Here is a 20,837-nt window from a genome sequence, read left to right as displayed (position 1 = left end):
TAAAAGTCGGGAGGAAAGATGGAAACTGTAGTTGGTCTAACCGCTATCGCTGTTGCACTGTTGATCGGCCTGGGCGCACTGGGTACCGCAATTGGTTTCGGCCTGCTGGGCGGCAAGTTCCTGGAAGGCGCAGCGCGTCAGCCAGAAATGGTTCCAATGCTGCAAGTTAAAATGTTCATCGTTGCCGGTCTGCTCGACGCCGTAACCATGATCGGTGTTGGTATCGCTCTGTTCTTCACCTTTGCGAACCCGTTCGTTGGTCAGATCGCTGGCTAATCATTCGGATCTCCGAGTGATTTGGTGTGATGGACAACGTAACTGCGAGGTGTTGGCGTGAACATTAATGCGACCCTGATTGGCCAGTCCGTTGCGTTCCTGATTTTTGTACTGTTCTGCATGAAGTTCGTATGGCCTCCGGTCATCGCAGCTCTGCACGAACGTCAAAAGAAGATCGCTGATGGTCTGGACGCTGCCAGCCGTGCAGCTCGCGACCTGGAGTTGGCCCAAGAGAAAGCGGGTCAGCAACTGCGCGAAGCGAAAGCTCAGGCAGCTGAAATCATCGAGCAAGCCAAGAAACGCGGTAACCAGATTGTCGAAGAGGCCGTTGAAAAGGCCCGCATCGACGCTGACCGTGTGAAGGTTCAGGCTCAAGCCGAGATCGAACAGGAACTGAACAGTGTCAAAGACAAGCTGCGCGCCCAAGTGGGCTTGCTGGCTGTCGGCGGCGCCGAGAAGATCCTGGGTGCCACAATCGATCAAAACGCGCACGCAGAGCTGGTTAACCAACTGGCTGCTGAAATCTAAGCGAGGGCGATCATGGCAGAACTGACCACGTTGGCCCGACCTTACGCTAAGGCGGCCTTCGAGCACGCTCAGGCCCACCAGCAACTGGCCAATTGGTCAGCCATGCTCGGCCTGGCAGCAGCGGTGTCGCAAGACGACACCATGCAGCGCGTGCTCAAGGCCCCGCGACTGACGAGCGCAGAAAAGGCCGCCACGTTCATTGACGTGTGCGGCGACAAGTTTGATGCCAAGGCACAGAACTTCATCAATGTCGTTGCCGAAAACGACCGTCTCCCGCTTCTGCCGGAGATCGCCGCTCTGTTCGACCTGTACAAGGCCGAGCAAGAGAAATCGGTAGACGTTGAAGTGACCAGTGCTTTTGCATTGAACCAAGAACAGCAAGACAAACTCGCCAAGGTTCTCAGTGCACGACTCAACCGGGAAGTGCGCCTGCAAGTCGAGGAAGACAGCTCCCTTATCGGGGGGGTGGTCATCCGCGCCGGCGACCTGGTTATCGATGGCTCGATTCGCGGCAAAATCGCGAAACTTGCCGAAGCATTGAAATCTTGAGTTTGAAGGGGCAGCAGAGCAATGCAGCAACTCAATCCTTCCGAAATAAGTGAAATTATCAAGGGCCGCATCGAAAAGCTCGATGTGACCTCCCAAGCCCGTAACGAAGGCACTGTCGTCAGCGTATCTGACGGTATCGTGCGGATTCACGGTCTGGCCGACGTCATGTACGGCGAGATGATCGAGTTTCCGGGCGGCGTCTACGGTATGGCCCTCAACCTGGAGCAAGACTCCGTAGGTGCCGTTGTACTGGGCGCGTACACCAGTCTGGCTGAAGGCATGAGCGCCAAGTGCACCGGCCGCATCCTCGAAGTTCCGGTTGGCAAGGAACTGCTGGGTCGCGTTGTCGACGCACTGGGTAACCCTGTTGACGGCAAAGGTCCACTGGGCAACACCGAGACCGACGCGGTCGAGAAAGTTGCTCCGGGCGTGATCTGGCGTAAGTCGGTAGACCAGCCTGTACAGACTGGCTACAAGGCTGTCGATGCCATGATCCCTGTCGGCCGTGGCCAGCGTGAGCTGATCATCGGTGACCGTCAGATCGGTAAAACCGCTCTGGCGATCGACGCGATCATCAACCAGAAAGACAGCGGCATTTTCTGCGTCTACGTGGCAATCGGTCAGAAACAATCGACCATCGCCAACGTGGTTCGCAAGCTGGAAGAAAACGGTGCACTGGCTAACACCATCATCGTTGCTGCGAGCGCCTCGGAATCTGCAGCACTGCAATTCCTGGCACCGTACTCCGGTTGCACCATGGGTGAATTCTTCCGCGACCGCGGTGAAGACGCGCTGATCGTTTATGACGATCTGTCCAAGCAAGCAGTGGCTTACCGCCAGATTTCCCTGCTGCTGCGCCGTCCACCAGGCCGTGAAGCTTACCCAGGCGACGTGTTCTATCTCCACTCCCGTCTGCTGGAGCGTGCATCCCGCGTTTCGGAAGAGTACGTAGAGAAGTTCACCAACGGCGCAGTGACCGGCAAAACCGGTTCCCTGACTGCACTGCCGATCATCGAAACCCAGGCTGGCGACGTTTCCGCGTTCGTTCCGACCAACGTGATTTCCATCACCGACGGTCAGATCTTCCTGGAATCGGCCATGTTCAACTCGGGCATCCGCCCTGCAGTGAACGCCGGTGTTTCGGTATCCCGTGTGGGTGGTGCCGCTCAGACCAAGATCATCAAGAAGCTGTCCGGTGGTATCCGTACCGCTCTGGCTCAGTACCGTGAACTGGCGGCATTCGCCCAGTTCGCTTCTGACCTGGACGAAGCGACCCGCAAGCAACTTGAGCATGGTCAGCGCGTTACCGAGCTGATGAAGCAGAAGCAATACGCGCCAATGTCGATCGCCGACATGTCGCTGTCGCTGTATGCCGCTGAGCGTGGGTTCCTGACTGACATTGAAATCGCCAAGATCGGCAGCTTCGAACAAGCGCTGATCGCTTTCTTCAACCGCGATCACGCCGATTTGATGGCCAAGATCAACGTTAAAGGTGACTTCAATGACGAAATCGACGCTGGCCTGAAGGCTGGTATCGAGAAGTTCAAGGCCACCCAAACCTGGTAAGCCGCAGCGGGAGCCGCAAGGCTCCCGCTTGCTAACCTGATAGGTGTTACATGGCAGGCGCAAAAGAGATTCGCAGTAAGATTGCGAGCATCAAAAGCACGCAAAAAATTACCAGCGCCATGGAAAAAGTGGCGGTCAGCAAAATGCGCAAGGCACAAATGCGCATGGCTGCTAGCCGTCCTTATGCGGAGCGTATCCGCCAGGTAATTGGGCATCTGGCCAACGCCAACCCGGAATACCGCCACCCGTTCATGATCGATCGCGAAGTAAAGCGCGTCGGTTATGTCGTCGTGAGCAGTGACCGTGGTCTGTGCGGCGGCTTGAACACCAACCTGTTCAAGGCCCTGGTCAAGGACATGGCGGTAAACCGCGAAAACGGCGTCGAGATCGATCTGTGTGTCGTTGGTAGCAAGGGTGCGGCCTTTTTCCGCAACTTCGGCGGTAACGTCGTTGCAGCTATCAGCCACCTGGGTGAAGAGCCGTCGATCAATGATCTGATCGGCAGCGTCAAGGTGATGCTGGATGCCTACCTGGACGGCCGTATCGACCGCCTGTCCGTGGTATCCAACAAGTTCATCAACACCATGACACAACAGCCTACCGTGGAGCAGTTGATTCCACTGGTGGCAACCCCGGATCAGGATCTCAAGCACCACTGGGACTATCTCTACGAACCGGACGCCAAAGAGCTGCTTGACGGCTTGATGGTGCGTTACGTGGAGTCGCAGGTGTACCAGGCGGTGGTCGAGAACAACGCGGCTGAACAGGCTGCGCGGATGATCGCGATGAAGAACGCTACCGACAACGCCGGTGATTTGATCAGCGATTTGCAGCTGATCTACAACAAGGCGCGTCAGGCTGCGATCACCCAAGAGATCTCGGAAATCGTCGGCGGCGCTGCCGCGGTTTAACGGTTCAAATATTCAGAGGATCCAGCTATGAGTAGCGGACGTATCGTTCAAATCATCGGCGCCGTTATCGACGTGGAATTTCCACGCGACAGCGTACCGAGCATCTACGACGCCTTGAAGGTTCAAGGCGCCGAAACCACTCTGGAAGTTCAGCAGCAGCTGGGCGACGGCGTGGTTCGTACCATTGCGATGGGCTCCACCGAAGGCTTGAAGCGCGGTCTGGACGTCAACAACACTGGCGCAGCCATCTCCGTACCGGTCGGTAAAGCGACCTTGGGCCGGATCATGGACGTACTGGGCAACCCGATCGACGAAGCTGGCCCGATCGGCGAAGAAGAGCGTTGGGGTATCCACCGCGCCGCTCCTTCCTTCGCTGAACAGGCCGGTGGCAACGAGCTGCTGGAAACAGGCATCAAGGTTATCGACCTGGTTTGCCCGTTCGCCAAGGGCGGTAAAGTCGGTCTGTTCGGTGGTGCCGGTGTAGGCAAGACCGTAAACATGATGGAACTGATCCGTAACATCGCCATCGAGCACAGCGGTTATTCCGTGTTCGCCGGTGTGGGTGAGCGTACTCGTGAGGGTAACGACTTCTACCACGAGATGAAGGACTCCAACGTTCTCGACAAGGTAGCCCTGGTCTACGGTCAGATGAACGAGCCACCGGGAAACCGTCTGCGCGTAGCGCTGACCGGTCTGACCATGGCCGAGAAGTTCCGTGACGAAGGTAACGACGTTCTGCTGTTCGTCGACAACATCTATCGTTACACCCTGGCCGGTACCGAAGTATCCGCACTGCTGGGCCGTATGCCTTCGGCAGTAGGTTACCAGCCGACCCTGGCTGAAGAGATGGGCGTGCTGCAAGAGCGCATCACTTCGACCAAGCAAGGTTCGATTACTTCGATCCAGGCCGTATACGTACCAGCGGACGACTTGACTGACCCGTCGCCAGCGACCACGTTTGCTCACCTGGACGCCACCGTCGTTCTGTCCCGTGACATCGCTTCCCTGGGTATCTACCCTGCGGTTGACCCACTGGACTCGACTTCGCGTCAGCTGGACCCGAACGTGATCGGCAACGATCACTACGAGACCGCTCGTGGTGTTCAGTACGTGCTGCAGCGTTACAAAGAGCTGAAGGACATCATCGCGATCCTGGGTATGGACGAGCTGTCGGAAGCCGACAAGCAGTTGGTAAACCGTGCTCGTAAGATCCAGCGCTTCTTGTCGCAGCCGTTCTTCGTGGCTGAAGTCTTCACCGGTGCTTCGGGTAAATACGTTTCCCTGAAAGACACCATTGCTGGCTTCAAAGGCATCCTCAACGGTGACTACGACCACCTGCCAGAACAAGCGTTCTACATGGTCGGCGGCATCGAAGAAGCGATCGAGAAAGCCAAGAAACTGTAATCCAGGCGCCCGGCAACGGGCGCTAATTTAGGTTGAGGCAATCAGATGGCTATGACAGTCCATTGCGACATCGTCAGCGCGGAAGGAGAAATCTTTTCCGGCCTGGTCGAGATGGTGATTGCGCACGGTGCTCTGGGTGATCTTGGTATCGCTCTGGGCCACGCGCCGCTGATCACTAATCTGAAGCCAGGTCCGATCCGCCTGATCAAGCAAGGCGGGGAAGCCGAGGTGTTCTACATCTCCGGTGGTTTCCTCGAGGTTCAGCCGAACATGGTCAAGGTGCTTGCCGATACCGTGCAACGTGCCGCCGACCTGGATGAAGCTCAGGCTCAAGCAGCTCTCAAGGCTGCCGAAGCTGCTCTGCACGAGAAGAGCGCAGATTTCGACTACGGAGCTGCGTCCGCACGTCTGGCCGAGGCTGCAGCTCAGCTGCGCACCGTCCAGCAGATCCGCAAGAAGTTTGGCGGTTAATCCGTCAGCCACTTGTTGTGCGATTGATAAAAAAGGGTAGCCTCGGCTACCCTTTTTTTCTTTCCAGAATTCTACAAACCCGGTCGCAGTTGCTGACCACCCAGGATTGGTAGCCAGTCATGTCTCTTGAAATCGTAATCCTCGCGGCCGGCCAAGGCACCCGCATGCGCTCCGCGCTGCCAAAAGTGCTGCACCCGATTGCCGGCAATTCCATGCTCGGTCATGTTATCCACAGCGCCCGTCAACTTGATCCACAGCGCATTCATGTGGTCATCGGCCACGGCGCTGATGTGGTGCGTGAACGTCTGGCCGCGGACGATCTGAATTTCGTGTTGCAGGACAAGCAACTGGGCACCGGCCACGCCACGGCCCAGGCTGTTCCGTTCATCACCGCCGATACCGTACTGATTCTCTACGGCGATGTGCCGCTGATCGAAGTCGAGACCCTGCAGCGTCTGCTCAAGCACGTTGTACCCGGGCAGATGGGTTTGCTCACCGTGGAGCTGGACGACCCGACCGGTTATGGCCGCATCGTGCGCGATGCCGATGGCAAGGTCGCCGCGATCATCGAACACAAGGACGCCACCGAAGCGCAGCGGGCGATCACTGAAGGCAACACCGGCATCCTGGCGGTGCCGGCCAATCGCCTGGCGGACTGGATGAGTCGCCTGTCGAACAACAACGCGCAGGGCGAGTATTACCTGACCGACGTGATCGAGATGGCAGTCAGCGACGGCCTGACGGTCGCCACCGAACAACCTCACGACCCGATGGAAGTGCAGGGCGCCAACGATCGCAAACAACTGTCCGAGCTGGAGCGTCATTACCAGTTGCGCGCCGGTCGTCGACTGATGGCTCAGGGTGTCACCCTGCGCGACCCGGCCCGTTTCGATGTACGTGGCGAAGTGACCGTGGGTCGCGATGTCCTGATCGACATCAACGTGATTCTCGAAGGCAAGGTCGTCATTGAGGACGACGTAGTCATCGGCCCCAACTGCGTGATCAAGGACAGCACCCTGCGCAAAGGAGTGGTGGTCAAGGCCAACAGTCACATCGAAGGCGCGGTGTTGGGCGAAGGCAGCGATGCTGGCCCGTTTGCCCGTCTGCGTCCGGGTACCGTGCTGGAGGCCCGCGCCCATGTGGGTAACTTCGTCGAACTGAAAAACGCCCGGATGGGGGAGGGCGCCAAGGCCGGCCACCTGACTTATCTGGGCGATGCCGAGATCGGTGCCCGCACCAATATCGGCGCCGGCACCATCACCTGCAACTACGATGGCGCCAACAAGTGGAAAACCGTGCTGGGTGAGGATGTGTTCATCGGTTCCAACAACTCGCTGGTGGCGCCTGTGGATATCTCCGCCGGTGCAACCACCGCTGCCGGTTCGACCATCACCCAGAATGTGGACAACGCGCAATTGGCCGTAGGTCGTGCGCGGCAGAGGAACATCGATGGCTGGAAGCGGCCGGAGAAGATCAAGAAGAGCTGAGTTATCCACAATGCTCGAATTAAAAAAGACCGCCGCCAGCGGTCTTTTTTTATGGGCGTAGGCTTGACGATTTGCAGCTGATAGGTTTTGATTGCTTCCGTTATCTTTCGAATCGAAACTTAATCAGCCATGTCGAAACGCAACACACCGCAGCGCCGTCACAGCATTCTGGCTTTGCTCAATGAGCAGGGCGAAGTGAGTGTGGATGAACTGGCCAAGCGCTTCGAAACTTCGGAAGTTACGATTCGCAAGGATCTCGCTGCCTTGGAAAGTCATGGTTTATTGCTGCGTCGCTACGGCGGAGCCATCACCATGCCGCAGGAACTGGTGGCGGACACCAGCCTCAACGTTTCCAAATACAAGCAGGCGATTGCCCGGGCTGCGGTCAAACGCATCCGTGAACATGCCCGCATCATCATCGACAGCGGCAGCACCACTGCCGCCATGATTCCCGAGCTCGGTCAGCAGCCTGGTCTGGTGGTGATGACCAACTCCCTGCACGTGGCCAACGCCCTGAGCGAACTCGAGCACGAGCCAGTGCTGCTGATGACCGGCGGCACCTGGGATCCGCACTCGGAATCCTTCCAGGGCCAGGTCGCCGAGCAGGTACTACGCTCTTACGACTTCGACCAGTTGTTTATCGGTGCCGATGGCATCGACCTGGTGCGTGGTACCACCACCTTCAATGAATTGCTCGGACTGAGCCGGGTGATGGCGGAAGTGGCGCGGGAAGTGATCGTGATGGTCGAGGCCGACAAGATTGGTCGCAAGATTCCCAACCTGGAGCTGCCATGGAGCAGCGTCCATACCCTAATTACCGATGATCGCCTGCCCCTTGATGCGCGCGATCAGATTCAGGCTCGCGGTATCAACTTGATTTGCGCGACTGTCAGTCAGGAGAAATAAGCATGTGTGGAATTGTCGGCGCGGTAGCTGAACGTAACATCACCGCCATTCTGGTCGAAGGCCTCAAACGCCTCGAATACCGGGGCTATGACAGTGCCGGTGTTGCGGTGTACACCAAAGACGGCGCTCTGGAACGCACCCGGCGTGTCGGCAAGGTCAGCGAACTCGACGCGGCGCTGGCAGAACATCCGCTGGTTGGCCGTCTCGGTATTGCCCATACCCGCTGGGCCACCCACGGTGCGCCGAGCGAGCGCAATGCGCACCCGCATTTCTCCGGCGACGTCGCTGTCGTGCACAACGGCATCATCGAAAACCATGAGGCGCTGCGTGAACAACTGAAGGCATTGGGCTACGTGTTCACCTCGGACACTGACACCGAAGTCATCGCCCACCTGCTGACCGAAAAACTCAAGTCGTCGCCAGACCTCTCCGACGCTCTGAAGGCTGCGGTCAAGGAGCTGCATGGCGCTTACGGTCTGGCGGTTATTCACGCTCAGCAGCCGGATCGACTGGTTGCTGCTCGCAGTGGCAGCCCGCTGGTGATCGGTCTGGGCCTGGGCGAAAACTTCCTCGCTTCCGACCAACTGGCCCTGCGTCAGGTCACCGACCGTTTCATGTATCTGGAAGAGGGCGATATCGCCGAAATCCAGCGTGAAAAGGTGCAGATCTGGGACGTGACCGGCAAAGCCGTCGAGCGCCAGACCGTGCAGTACACGGATGGTGCGGAAGCCGCCGACAAAGGCGAGTTCCGTCATTACATGCTCAAGGAAATCCACGAGCAGCCGTCCGTGGTGCAGCGCACTCTGGAAGGTCGTTTGAGTGCGGATCAGGTGCTGGTGCAGGCGTTCGGCCCCCAGGCCGCCGAGCTGTTCGCCAAGGTGCGCAACGTACAGATCGTGGCGTGTGGCACCAGCTATCACGCCGGCATGGTTGCCCGTTACTGGCTCGAAGAGCTGGCCGGGATCCCGTGCCAGGTCGAGGTTGCCAGTGAGTTCCGCTACCGTAAAGTCGTGGTGCAGCCGGACACCCTGTTCGTCACTATCTCCCAGTCCGGCGAAACCGCCGATACCCTGGCCGCTCTGCGCAATGCCAAGGAACTGGGTTTTCTGGGCAGCCTGGCGATCTGCAACGTCGGCATCAGCTCGCTGGTACGCGAATCCGACCTGACCCTGCTGACCCAAGCTGGTCGTGAAATCGGCGTGGCCTCGACCAAGGCGTTCACCACACAATTGGTTGGTCTGCTGCTGCTGACCCTGTCTCTCGGTCAGGTGCGCGGTACTTTGGGTGAAGGCGTAGAAGCTACGCTGGTGGAAGAACTGCGCCGTCTGCCAACCCGTCTGGGCGAAGCGCTGGCGATGGACAGCACTGTGGAAAAAATCGCAGAGCTGTTCGCCGAGAAGAACCACACACTGTTCCTCGGCCGTGGTGCGCAATTCCCGGTGGCGATGGAAGGGGCCTTGAAGCTCAAGGAAATTTCATACATCCACGCCGAAGCCTACCCGGCCGGCGAACTGAAACATGGCCCGCTGGCGCTTGTGGATAACGACATGCCGGTGGTCACCGTCGCACCGAACAACGAACTGCTGGAGAAGCTCAAGTCCAACCTGCAGGAAGTCCGCGCCCGCGGCGGCGAACTGATCGTGTTCGCCGACGAAAAGGCCGGGATGACCAACGGCGAAGGGACCCACGTGGTGCAGATGCCGCACATCCACGACATCCTGTCGCCGATTCTCTACACCATTCCGCTGCAGCTGCTGTCGTACTACGTTGCTGTGCTCAAGGGCACCGACGTGGATCAGCCGCGTAATCTGGCGAAGTCGGTGACGGTGGAATAAGTTATCCACAGTTAATCACCTCCAATGAAATCGCAGCTTCGGCTGCGATTTTTTTATTCGGATCGAGGGCACCATGGATCGCTTCCAGGAAATGCAGGTTTTCGCCATCGTCGCCCAGGAACAGGGCTTTTCCGCCGCTGCGCGGCGTTTGGGTCTGTCGGCGGCGAGCGTGACCCGGGCGGTGGCGGCGCTGGAGCAACGGATCGGTACGCAGTTGTTGATCCGGACCACCCGCAGCGTGCATTTGAGCGAAGCCGGTCTGCGTTATCTGGAAGACTGTCGGAGAATTCTCGCCGAGGTGCAGGAAGCGGAGGATTCCGCTGCCGGCAGTCATGCCCAGCCCCGCGGGCAGTTGACGGTGACGGCGCCTGTTTTATTCGGTGAACTGTTTGTCACGCCGGTGATGGCGCGTTATCTGACGCAATACCCGGACGTTTCCATCAACGCCCTGTTGCTCGACCGGGTGGTGAGCATGGTCGAGGAGGGCGTCGACGTCGCGGTGCGAATCGGCGAGTTGCCGGACAGCAATCAGCATGCAATCCGGGTCGGTGAGGTACGGCGGGTGATTTGCGGCTCGCCGGAATACTTCGCGGTCCATGGTCGGCCTGCCCATCCGCAGGCCTTGGCCGGGGCGCCAGTGGTGGCGACATCGGCCATCGGTCAACAGCGCAGTTGGCCATTCATGGAACACGGTGAACTCATCGGCGTAAAACCGGAACCGCGTCTGGTGGTCACTGCCAATCAGGCCGCGATCACAGCGGCGTCGCTGGGCCTGGGGCTGACCCGGGTGCTGTCTTACCAGGTGGCCAGCAAGGTCGCCTCCGGCGAGCTGGAAATCGTCCTTGCCGAGTTCGAATTGCCTGCTCTGCCGATCCATGTGGTGTATCAGGGCGGGCGCAAGGCGCCGGCGCGGATACGCAGTTTTGTCGACTTCATCGTGCAGGCGCTGCGCGAGCATCCGGCGCTGAAAAACGCTGCGTTATTTCATCCAGAGAAATAATGGATTGCATTTGCTGGTGATTCTGTTGTTTTCGCGATCAGGGGAAGATGGTTCCCACGGCCGCCGTTCATCCTGAACGGCGCCATCATCCAGCGGAGTCGACCATGCAAGCGATCAAACTCTACAACTTCCCGCGTTCCGGCCACGCCCATCGTGTCGAACTGATGTTGTCCCTGCTGCAATTGCCGACCGAGCTGATCTTCGTCGATCTGGCCAAGGGCGAACATAAACAGGCGGCATATCTGGCCATCAACAGCTTCGGCCAAGTTCCGGCCATTGATGACAATGGTGTGGTGCTCGCGGACTCCAACGCGATTCTTGTCTACCTGGCACAGAAATACGGCAATGGCCGCTGGCTGCCAAGTGATCCGGTCGGCGCCGCGCACGTGCAGCGCTGGTTGTCGGCAGCCGCCGGGCCGATTGCTTTCGGGCCCGCTGCCGCACGCTTGATCACGGTGTTCGGGGCGAAGTTCAACGCCGAGGAAGTCATCACCCGTGCACACAATTTTCTCAAGGTGATGGATGCGGAACTGGGCAAAACCCCGTACCTGACCGGCACTGAGCCGACCATTGCCGATGTCTCGGCCTACAGCTACATCGCCCACGCGCCGGAAGGCAATGTATCGCTGGACGACTACGCTAACGTTCGCGCCTGGCTCTCGCGCATCGAAGCGCTGCCCGGTTTTGTCGGCATGCCGCGCACCGTTGCCGGCCTGCAAACCACCGTCTGACATTCAATCTGCGCCAACGGCGCAGGGGAGAGACCGTGATGGAACGTTCACCGTGGCACGCTGGCGAGCAACAGTTGCAGGCCCATGTCGGCGTTGCCGAGCGCATGGAGGAATTCGGTCGTAAGGTGATTCGCACCTGGATGCCGGATCAACACCGCCAGTTCTATCAGCAATTGCCATTCATGCTGTACGGCGCGGTGGATGCCGAAGGTCGCCCCTGGGCCAGCGTGCTGGAGGGGGAGCCGGGCTTTGCGCACTCTCCCGAGCCGACGCAACTGCAGTTCGCCAGTCTGCCGGCTGCTGATGATCCTGCACAGTTACAGGCTGGCGCCGCGATCGGTCTGCTTGGGATCGAACTGCACACCCGCCGGCGCAATCGGCTCAATGGCCACATCGATCATCTCGACGCGAACGGCTTCGGGCTGACGGTCGATCAGTCGTTCGGCAACTGCCCGCAGTACATTCAGTTGCGCCAGTTTCAGCGAGTGCCGCTGACGGATCCGCAGACCCGCAAAGCCGAACACCGTGACAGCCTCGATGACGCCGCCGTTGCGCTGATTGGAAGTGCCGACACCTTCTTCGTCGCCAGTTACGTTGATGTCGACGGTGAGCGTTCAGTGGATGTTTCCCACCGCGGTGGTCAGCCCGGTTTTGTGCGGATCGAAGGCAATCGCCTGACGATTCCGGATTTTGCCGGCAACCTGCACTTCAATACCCTCGGCAATCTGTTGCTCAATCCCTTGGCGGGTTTGTTGTTCATCGACTTTTCCACAGGCGACGTGTTGCAGCTCAGCGGTCGCACCGAGGTCATTCTTGAAGCGCCGCAAATCGAGGCGTTTCAGGGCGCCGAGCGGCTGTGGACATTCGAGGTGGAAAAACTGGTCCGGCGTCCTGCGGCACTGGCACTGCGCTGGCGCTTCGACGGGATGTCGCCCACCAGTCTGCTGACCGGCAACTGGGCCCAGGCCGATGCACGGTTGCAGGCCAAGGCATTAGGTGACAGCTGGCGCCCATTGCGCGTGGCAAGAGTCGAAATGGAAAGCCGTCACATCCGCTCGATCTACCTGGAGCCGGACGATGGTGCGGGGCTGCCGGTGTTTCTCGCCGGGCAGCATCTGCCGCTGCGGTTCAACCTCGATGGTGAGATGCACATCCGCACCTACAGCCTGTCGGGTGCGCCGTCGGACGATTTCTTCCGGATCAGCGTCAAACGTGAAGGTCGGGTGTCGACGCATCTGCATGAGCAGATTCGTGTGGGCGATGTGCTGGAGGCGCGCTTGCCCCAGGGGCATTTCACGGTCGCGGCGCTGGAGCGTCGTCCACTGGTGCTGTTGGCGGCCGGGGTCGGCATCACGCCGTTGCTGTCGATGTTGCGTGAGGTGGTCTATCAGGGCCTGCGGACGCGGCGGATTCGTCCGACCCTGTTTGTTCAGAGTTCCCGCAGCCTCGCCGACCAGCCGTTCCGCGCAGAGGTGGATCGTTTGCTGGAGGATGCCGGTGACGCCGTGAAGGTGTTGCGAGTGCTCAGCCAGCCGGAAGACGATCTGGTCGAAGGAAAAGACTTTGACCTGCGTGGCCGTATCGATGGCGATCTGTTGCGCAATCTGCTCACCGATGAGGACTTCGATCAGGTCGACTTCGTGCTCTGCGGTCCCGGCGGTTTTACCCAAGGTATTTACGACATCTTGCGCGAACTGGATGTGCGGGACGGGCAGATCCACGCAGAAACCTTTGGTCCTTCGACCCTAAAGCGTCAACCCGATCCGGATGCGATCGTGATGGAACAACCGCCGGCCGCGACCACGTCAGTACCTGTGGTGTTCGACCGTTCGGCCAAGGAGGCGCGCTGGCAGCCCGACGGCGGCAGTCTGCTGGAGCTGGCGGAAAGCCGCGGCCTGCGGCCGGAATTCAGTTGCCGCGGTGGTTCGTGCGGCACCTGCAAGACCCGGCTGATCAGCGGCGCGGTGAATTATCCACAGCCTCCGGCTGAAGTACCGGAGGAAGGGCAGGTGCTGATCTGCTGCGCGGTGCCGGCCCAGAGTGCCCAGCCGCTGGTGCTGGATCTGTAACGGATCAGGCGTAGGACAACGCCTTTTCCTCCAGCAGCTCCTGATACAGCTCGGTCCATTTGCGGCCCATTTCATCGGCTGTGAATAACTGCCGATAGCGGGCCTCGGCCTTGAGGCCCATTTCGGCAGCGAGAGCCGGATTTTCCCACAGGGTGCGCATCGCTTCGCGAAACGCCTGTGGATGACTCGGTGGCACCACCAGTCCCGTCTCGTTGTGGATATTGATGTAGCTGGTGCCGGTGCCGATCTCGCTGGAGATCATCGGTTTGCCATACATCGCGCCTTCGAGCAGCGAAATGCCGAACGCTTCCGAGCGCAGGTGCGACGGGAAGACGATGGCGTAGCTCAGTTGCAGCAGGGCGACCTTGTCTTCGTCGCTCAAACGACCGAGGAAATGAATGTTACGCAGACCCAGCGCGGCGGCCTGGGCGTGCAGTGCCTGCTCCAGCGGGCCGGCGCCGACGATCACCACCGGGTAATCCACGTCTTTCAAGGCGTCGAGCAGGATGTGCAGGCCTTTGTAATAACGCATCACCCCGACGAACAGGAAAAACTTATCCTCAAGCTGCTGCCGCCAGCGGTTCATGCGCTCGATATCGGGCGGTGGATAACCGGCCTTGTTCAAGCCATACGGGATGACCCGGGTCTTGGCCTGAAATTGCTGCAACACATCGCTGGTGTGCAGATAGTTCGGCGAAGCCGCGACGATCCGGTCGGCGCTGGCGAGGAAACGGTTCATCAGCGGGCGATACAGTTTGAGCAGGTGCTTCTGGCGAATGATGTCCGAGTGGTACGTCACCACCGTCGGTTTGTTCACGCCGCTGGCGAAATGCACCAAGTCCATGAACGGCCACGGAAAGTGGTAGTTGATCACGTCCGCTTCGGCGGCCAGTTCGCGAAACTGTTTGAACACGCTCCAGGAAAAACCGGTGGAGGCGAACTGGATATCCAGTTTTGCCCGATGCACCTCGTGCTGGCCCAGGCGCACCATCGCTGGTTCTGGATGGGCGCTGAGGGTCAGCACCTGGCCTTCGATACCGTGTTGGGCGCCACTCTCGCAGAGTTGAAAGATGACTTGTTCGATACCGCCGACCGAGTCAGGCAGGTACGTCTTGAAGAAATGAAGAACTCGCATTCAACCTCCCATGGCCTGGTGGTAGGCGCCGGCCGTGGCCTGCGCGCAACGCTTCCAGGAAAAAAGCCGTGCCTGCTGCAATCCGGCTTCCCGGCATGCCTGCCAGTGCGCTTGATCATCGATCAGTCGGCTCATCGCATTACGCAAGCCGTCTGCATCGTCAGCTTCAATATAGTTGCCGGCGTCTCCCGCCACTTCCGGCATGGCCGAAGAGCGGGTGAGCACCACCGGCGTGCCGCTGGCCATCGCTTCCAGCACCGGCAGGCCGAAACCTTCATACAGCGACGGAAAAATCAGTGCCCGGGCACCGGCCAGCAATTGCGCGACTTGCTCATCGGGCAAATAGCCGAGCAGGCACACGTGCCCGCAAGCCAGGGCCTGATTCAATTCTTCACTGAACTGGTCGCGCTGCCAGCCTGCCATGCCGACGATCAACAGCGGGAAACGCTGGCGCACGGGGTCCGGTAACAGCGCGTGGGCGCGCAGGGCCAGGTTGAGGTTCTTGCGTGGCTCCAGAGTGCCGACGCAGAGGAAATACTCCCGATACTCGACCGCATGGGCCTTGAGCACCGCATCGATGTCTTGCGGATCGCGCGGATGGAAACGCTCGGCGACACCCAGCGGCGCGACCACGAAGCGCTCGGCAGGCAGTCCGAAATAGTCCCGGGCCTCATCAGCGATGGCTTGCGAGTCGGTCAGAATGATCCGCGCCTGGCGTACGCCATCGGCGAGCCGCCGTTCGATTTCCCGCAGCCGGGCCGGCGGCTGGGTTTCGGGGAAATGCAGGTGCGTAAGATCGTGCAGGGTGATCACGGTCGGGCCATCGAAGGCCAGCGGCCACAGGCTCGGTTCGTGATACAGATCGACCGGTTGCGCCGGGCCCTGATCGAAGCGTTTCTGCTCCAGCCAGCGGCGGGCCTGATAGGCCCCGGGGATCTGCCGCAGCAGCGGCGTCAGACGCGAATAACCGGGCATCGCCGCTTGCGGCAGTTGCGAGCTCCAGCCCCAGCCATGGAACAGCGCCAGCTCGATATCGGTTTCAGCGTGCAAGGCATTCACCAGTTCGGCCACGTAATGGCCGATGCCGGTGCGCGGCGCCTGGAGAATGCGGGCGTTAAGGGCTATGCGCATGTTGCCTCGCTGGCACCTGAGGTGCCTCCAGCACATGGCGCGCGGTACGCTCGGCCAGTTGCGCGGCGGCTTCACGCCAGCCGATCCATTGCCAGTCGCTGACATCACGGGCGGCGGGGAATCGACCGCTGCGCTCAAAGCTCTGCAGCAGATCGGCGAGGCTTTGCGGCGACTGCAGATCGAAATACGCCATGAATTCACCGCCGATCTCGCGAAATACCGGGATATCGCTGCCCATCGCCGGCAGCCCGCGCTGCATGGCTTCCACCAGCGGCAGACCAAAGCCTTCGACGAACGACGGAAACACCAGCGCGCTGGCATGGGCGTAGGCGTGTTCGAGGCTGGTGTCGCTCAAGTCGTTGAACATGAACAGGCGTCGGTTCAGTTCGGGATGATGATGGATCCGGGCCAGCAGTGCGTCGCACTTCCAGCCAATGCGCCCGACAATGCACAACCGGACGTTCGAGCCGTTCGCCCAGGCATGGTCGAAGGCATCCAGCAGATAGTCGTGGTTCTTGCGCGGTTCGATGGTGCTGACCATCAGGAACACCGGCTCCGGTGTTGCGAACAGCTTTTGTAGACGCGGTTCGACGGCGGCTTCGACGCTCTGCAGATCCAGCTCCGACCCGAGGTGAAAGTAGTCGAACCAGCGTTTGCCGACTTGTGCCGAATCCAGGCGACGTTGCAGTTCTGCACGCAGCTGATCGCGCACGGTGGCGGAAATCGCCATGAAGCCGTCGGCATTGCGGGCGATCCAGTCGAACCACTCGCTGTACACCTCGACCAGCCGCGTGTCGTAGAACTGCGGGTGGGACAGGGGAATCAGGTCGTAGATCACCGCAACGATGCCCAGACCTTCCTGTTTGAGGCGCTCGGCATGCAGGAAAAAGTCGGAATGCCAGGACGAATCCAGCAGCACCAGTTGATCGCCCGGCTGGTGTTGCAGCGGCTCGCAGCGTTGGGGCATTTGATAGCGATTGACTAGCCCGACCAGCCGCAGCGGTAGCCCGAATGCACCGAACGAGGTCAGGCGATAGCCGACGTACAACACGCGTCGTGCCAGTTTTGTGCGGCAACGGGTGTCCAGCCGTTGATGCAGCTGCCAGAAACGATGAGCCAACCGTTCCAGACGTTCGCCAAACGTGACGATGGCATTGAACAGCGGCGAATCCAGCGGCGCCAGACGCTTCACTCGGTATAACTGGCCCTTGAGCAGAACCACCGGCACGCATTCGACCCCTTCGGCGCTCGGCGGCAGCTGTTTGATGACGTTGCGCACCACCCGCTGAATCCCCGAATTGACCTTCGGGTGTTTAAACACGTGGGTGCATTCGACCAGCAGGCGGGTCATGGCGCACGCTCCGCGAGGTTGTCCGCGTGGCGGGTGATCGAGGTGCTGGCGCCCAGCCATGAACAGCCGACAAAATTTTCCTGACGGTTGTTGATCACGTGGAACACCAGGCCGTAGTCACGCCATTCGAAGTTGCGATCCAAATGCGAGTCCAGTCGCGACAGGCTCAGGGCCACGGAGTAATTGCCCTTGCCCAGCCCCATGACGAAAGAGAAGCGATAGGTGATGCGTTCACCCGCACGCAAGTCTTCCAGTGCCTGGTTCTGGCGGTGGGTATTGATGCCGTACATGGCCTGACCCAGGCGATCCTTGATCATGAAGCCGAGCACCAGCCGCTCGATGTCCTGGCGAATCTCTACCTCGACTTCCAGGGTCACCGGCTGACCGACTTCGGCAGCGTCGATGGAACGTTCGCGTTCATCGAGCAGGCGCACGCTGAGGATCCCGGCCTCGCCGGTGCCGGACACGGTACGCACCTGGCCGCCGTCGAGCAGTTCCTGGCGCACGGTCTGGCCTTCGCGTTCGGCGAGCAGGGCGTTGTAGTAATCCATGACCGCTTCGGGCTTGTCGTGCATCACCATGTGGCCGCCTTCGAGCAGGATCGCCGAGTCGCAGATCGACTGGATCGCCGAGCGGTCGTGGGACACGATCAACAGCGTGGTGCCGGCCTTGCGGAAGCTGCGGATGCGGTCGAAGCTCTTGTGCTGGAAGTAGGCGTCGCCCACCGACAGCGCTTCGTCGACGATCAGAATGTCCGGGCGGCGCGCGGTGGCGACGCTGAAGGCCAGGCGCATCTGCATGCCGCTGGAGTAGGTGCGCACCGGGTGATCGATGGCTTCGCCTATTTCCGCGAAGCGTTCGATGTCCGGCATCAGTGCTTCGATGTCTTCGACCTGCATGCCCAGCAGTTGCCCGGCCATCACTGCATTCTGCCGACCGGTGAAGTCCGGGTGAAAACCCATGCCCAGCTCCAGCAGCGCCGCGACCCGGCCCTCGAGCTGAATCTGGCCGCAGGTCGGTTGAGTGGTGCCGGTGATCATTTTCAGCAGGGTGCTTTTGCCGGCGCCATTAACCCCGACAATGCCCACCGCTTCACCGGGGGCGATCTCGAAATTCACGTCCTGCAGCACCCAGTGCTGGCGATGGCGCATCGGCGAAAAAGGAATCAGCCATTCGGCCAGGCGACTCCAGCGGGTGGGGTACTGCTTGTAGGCCTTGCCCAGGCCCGTAACGCGTATGTGCCCCATCAGAGTTCATCCACCATTTCGCCGACCCGCCGACGAAACAGGCGCAGGCCGATCGCGCACAGCAGCAGGCCGATCACGAAGATCGGCAGCAGCGAACTCCACACCGGCCACTGACCGTAGAGAAACAGGTTCTGGTAACTGCCGATCAGGTTGGTCAGCGGATTGAGCTGCAACAGGCGCTGCACCCACTCGGGCAGGATGCTCAGTGGATACACGATCGGCGTCAGCCAGAACCAGAATTGCAGGCAGATGGCGAACAATTGCCCGACATCGCGAAAGAACACGTTGAGCACGCCGAGGATCATCCCCAGTCCGGCGCAGAACAGCACTTGCAGCGCCAGCAGCGGCACCAGTGCCAGCAGGGCCGTGCCCGGCCAGCGCCCGCTGATCAATAGAAACCCGAGGAACAGGCCGATGATGATCGCGAAGTTGATGCCGGCATTGAGCAGCACGATCACCGGCAGGCACAGGCGCGGGAAGCTGATTTTTTTCAGCAGGTTGGCGTTTTCCAGAAACATGTTCTGGCTGCGCAGGGTGATTTCCGAGAACAGGCCCCAGGTCAGCAGCCCGGCGCACAGGTAGACGCTGTAGGCCATGCCGTCGTCCACGCCGGGCAGGCGGGCGCGCATGATGTGGGAAAAGATCACCGTGTACACAACGATCATCGACAGCGGGTTGAGTACCGTCCACAGCGCGCCGAACAGCGAATTGCGATACCGCGCTTGAAACTCCCGCTTGACGCTACCGAGGATGAAACCTCGATAGTCGTGCAGCGAGCGGTACAGGGAAAGCAGCATTCACACCGTCCTGCCGTATTGGTCTTCGAAGCGGACGATGTCGTCCTCTCCAAGGTATTCGCCACTTTGCACTTCGATGATCACCAGGTCGATCACGCCGGGGTTTTCCAGACGGTGCTTGTGACCGGCGGCGATGAACGTCGATTCATTCTTCGCCACCAGGGTCGTGCCGCTGCCGTTGTTGGTGACTTTGGCCATGCCTTCGACCACCACCCAGTGTTCATTGCGGTGATGGTGCATCTGCAACGACAGCTTGCCGCCGGGTTTGACCACGATGCGTTTGATCTTGAAGCGCGGGCCTTCCTCGAGCACCGTGTAGGTGCCCCACGGACGGCTGACCGTCCGATGCAGGCGATAGGCTTCGTGGGATTTGTCCTTGAGCTGCTTGGCCACCCGCCGCACATCCTGCGCACGGTCGGCATGGGCTACCAGCACGGCGTCGGCGGTGTCGATGACGATCAGGTCTTCCACACCGACGGCGGCCACCAGCCGGCCATCGCTTTGAACGAAGTTGTTGCGGCTGTCGATGAAGATCGCCTCGCCGCTGGCGCGGTTGTTATCGGCGTCGGCCGGCACCAGCGCGGCGACCGCGCCCCACGATCCGATGTCGCTCCAGTCGAAACCGGCGGGTACCACCACGACTTTTTCCGAACGCTCCATCAAGGCGTAGTCGATGGAGATGTCGGTGATTTCGGCGAACAGCTGCGCGGACAATTCCTGTTGCAGGCAACCGGCGGTTTCCACCGGTTCGCTGGCGGCCATGCAGGCGCGCGTCTGTTCCAGCAACTCCGGGGCGTGCAGCGCCAGTTCGGCAATCACCGTTGCGGTGGAGAAGCAGAACATCCCCGAATTCCACAGGAAGTTGCCGCTTTCCAGGTAATGGGTGGCGGTTTGCAGGTCGGGTTTTTCCACGAAACGCTGCACCTTGGCCGCGCCGCGGTCGTTGAGCGGGGCGCCGGTCTCGATGTAGCCGAAGCCGGTTTCCGGGGCGGTCGGCACCACGCCGAAGGTCACCAGATAGCCGTCCTTCGCCAGATTGACCGCGTGTTCGACCGCGCTTTTGAGCGCCTCTTCATTGACGATCAAATGGTCGGCGGGCATCACCACCATGATCGCGGCATCACCGTGCAGCGCTTGCAGCGACAGTGCCGCCGCCGCAATGGCCGGCGCGGTGTTGCGCCCGGTGGGCTCAAGCAGGAAGTGCCCGCGATGGCGGGACAGGTGCGCGGCCTGATAGTGATCCTTGCTCTGGAAGTAATACTCGCGGTTGGTCACCGTGACAATGTCGCCCCAGCCGTCCAGCAGCGCGGCGGCGCGGCGGTAGGTCTTGCCCAGCAGCGACTGGCCGTCGGGCAGGGTCATGAACGGCTTGGGATGGCCCTCCCGGGACACCGGCCACAAACGGGTGCCGGCACCGCCGGACAGAATCACGGGGATCAGCAT

Annotated in this window: 19 protein-coding genes; 13 read left to right on the top strand and 6 right to left on the bottom strand. The window is 60.3% G+C overall.

What is annotated here, in order from left to right; genetic code table 11:
- The first annotated feature begins 18 nt into the window (after positions 1–18).
- The 13 genes from atpE to ACTJK7_RS17310 all read left to right on the top strand — a co-directional run bounded on the left by atpE (position 19) and on the right by ACTJK7_RS17310 (position 13,733).
- Positions 19–276, top strand: a complete 258-nt coding sequence (gene atpE / locus ACTJK7_RS17370) for a F0F1 ATP synthase subunit C (RefSeq protein WP_003097235.1) — start codon at positions 19–21, stop codon at positions 274–276.
- A 57-nt stretch (positions 277–333) separates the two neighbouring features.
- On the top strand, positions 334–804 hold the full coding sequence (locus ACTJK7_RS17365) for a F0F1 ATP synthase subunit B (RefSeq protein WP_011336718.1): 471 nt from the start codon (positions 334–336) through the stop codon (positions 802–804).
- Between the two features lie 12 nt (positions 805–816).
- Positions 817–1,353, top strand: coding sequence for a F0F1 ATP synthase subunit delta (locus tag ACTJK7_RS17360; protein ID WP_011336717.1), 537 nt, complete (start codon positions 817–819; stop codon positions 1,351–1,353).
- A 21-nt stretch (positions 1,354–1,374) separates the two neighbouring features.
- Positions 1,375–2,919 (top strand): F0F1 ATP synthase subunit alpha, encoded by a 1,545-nt coding sequence (atpA, locus tag ACTJK7_RS17355; RefSeq protein WP_039764983.1) that lies wholly within the window; start codon positions 1,375–1,377, stop codon positions 2,917–2,919.
- Positions 2,920–2,969: 50 nt separating this feature from the next.
- The gene (gene atpG, locus ACTJK7_RS17350; RefSeq protein WP_007960781.1) at positions 2,970–3,830 is read left to right on the top strand and encodes a F0F1 ATP synthase subunit gamma; all 861 of its coding nucleotides are present in this window, start codon (positions 2,970–2,972) and stop codon (positions 3,828–3,830) included.
- A 27-nt stretch (positions 3,831–3,857) separates the two neighbouring features.
- Positions 3,858–5,234, top strand: a complete 1,377-nt coding sequence (atpD, locus tag ACTJK7_RS17345) for a F0F1 ATP synthase subunit beta (protein ID WP_007954162.1) — start codon at positions 3,858–3,860, stop codon at positions 5,232–5,234.
- A gap of 45 nt (positions 5,235–5,279) precedes the next feature.
- Positions 5,280–5,705: a F0F1 ATP synthase subunit epsilon gene (locus tag ACTJK7_RS17340; RefSeq protein WP_007954164.1), complete on the top strand. Its 426-nt coding sequence runs from the start codon at positions 5,280–5,282 to the stop codon at positions 5,703–5,705.
- Between the two features lie 119 nt (positions 5,706–5,824).
- Positions 5,825–7,192, top strand: a complete 1,368-nt coding sequence (glmU, locus tag ACTJK7_RS17335) for a bifunctional UDP-N-acetylglucosamine diphosphorylase/glucosamine-1-phosphate N-acetyltransferase GlmU (RefSeq protein ID WP_440779355.1) — start codon at positions 5,825–5,827, stop codon at positions 7,190–7,192.
- Positions 7,193–7,321: 129 nt separating this feature from the next.
- On the top strand, positions 7,322–8,098 hold the full coding sequence (locus ACTJK7_RS17330) for a DeoR/GlpR family DNA-binding transcription regulator (RefSeq protein ID WP_064379658.1): 777 nt from the start codon (positions 7,322–7,324) through the stop codon (positions 8,096–8,098).
- Between the two features lie 2 nt (positions 8,099–8,100).
- Entirely contained in the window at positions 8,101–9,933 is a 1,833-nt protein-coding gene (gene glmS, locus ACTJK7_RS17325) for a glutamine--fructose-6-phosphate transaminase (isomerizing) (protein ID WP_323150481.1), read from the top strand.
- A gap of 73 nt (positions 9,934–10,006) precedes the next feature.
- The gene (locus ACTJK7_RS17320; RefSeq protein ID WP_064379662.1) at positions 10,007–10,933 is read left to right on the top strand and encodes a LysR family transcriptional regulator; all 927 of its coding nucleotides are present in this window, start codon (positions 10,007–10,009) and stop codon (positions 10,931–10,933) included.
- A gap of 104 nt (positions 10,934–11,037) precedes the next feature.
- The gene (locus ACTJK7_RS17315) at positions 11,038–11,664 is read left to right on the top strand and encodes a glutathione S-transferase family protein (RefSeq protein WP_064379665.1); all 627 of its coding nucleotides are present in this window, start codon (positions 11,038–11,040) and stop codon (positions 11,662–11,664) included.
- Between the two features lie 38 nt (positions 11,665–11,702).
- A complete protein-coding gene (locus ACTJK7_RS17310) occupies positions 11,703–13,733 on the top strand; it encodes a 2Fe-2S iron-sulfur cluster-binding protein (RefSeq protein WP_108563621.1) in 2,031 nt (676 codons plus the stop codon).
- A gap of 4 nt (positions 13,734–13,737) precedes the next feature.
- Here the strand turns inward: ACTJK7_RS17310 and ACTJK7_RS17305 are convergent, their stop codons facing one another.
- Genes ACTJK7_RS17305 through ACTJK7_RS17280 form a run of 6 tightly spaced genes read right to left on the bottom strand, consistent with a single transcriptional unit; the run spans position 13,738 to position 20,837 of the window.
- The gene (locus ACTJK7_RS17305; protein WP_440779357.1) at positions 13,738–14,868 is read right to left on the bottom strand and encodes a glycosyltransferase family 4 protein; all 1,131 of its coding nucleotides are present in this window, start codon (positions 14,866–14,868) and stop codon (positions 13,738–13,740) included.
- The gene (locus ACTJK7_RS17300; protein ID WP_108563619.1) at positions 14,869–15,999 is read right to left on the bottom strand and encodes a glycosyltransferase family 4 protein; all 1,131 of its coding nucleotides are present in this window, start codon (positions 15,997–15,999) and stop codon (positions 14,869–14,871) included. It lies immediately after the preceding gene.
- Complete coding sequence (locus ACTJK7_RS17295) at positions 15,983–17,350, bottom strand: glycosyltransferase family 4 protein (protein ID WP_064379671.1); 1,368 nt, start codon at positions 17,348–17,350, stop codon at positions 15,983–15,985. The genes ACTJK7_RS17300 and ACTJK7_RS17295 overlap by 17 nt, the downstream gene beginning before the upstream one ends.
- A complete protein-coding gene (locus tag ACTJK7_RS17290) occupies positions 17,347–18,597 on the bottom strand; it encodes an ABC transporter ATP-binding protein (protein WP_440779358.1) in 1,251 nt (416 codons plus the stop codon). The genes ACTJK7_RS17295 and ACTJK7_RS17290 overlap by 4 nt, the downstream gene beginning before the upstream one ends.
- Positions 18,597–19,394: an ABC transporter permease gene (locus ACTJK7_RS17285; protein ID WP_440779360.1), complete on the bottom strand. Its 798-nt coding sequence runs from the start codon at positions 19,392–19,394 to the stop codon at positions 18,597–18,599. Before ACTJK7_RS17285 ends, ACTJK7_RS17290 begins: the two co-directional genes overlap by 1 nt.
- Positions 19,395–20,837, bottom strand: a complete 1,443-nt coding sequence (locus tag ACTJK7_RS17280) for a mannose-1-phosphate guanylyltransferase/mannose-6-phosphate isomerase (RefSeq protein WP_440779362.1) — start codon at positions 20,835–20,837, stop codon at positions 19,395–19,397. It abuts the gene before it with no gap.

The sequence above is a fragment of the Pseudomonas sp. 22085 genome, from assembly GCF_052045815.1.
GTDB lineage: Bacteria > Pseudomonadota > Gammaproteobacteria > Pseudomonadales > Pseudomonadaceae > Aquipseudomonas > Aquipseudomonas glycinae.
Note: the sequence above shows the minus strand (reverse complement) of the source record. Positions and strands in the feature narration are given on the sequence as shown.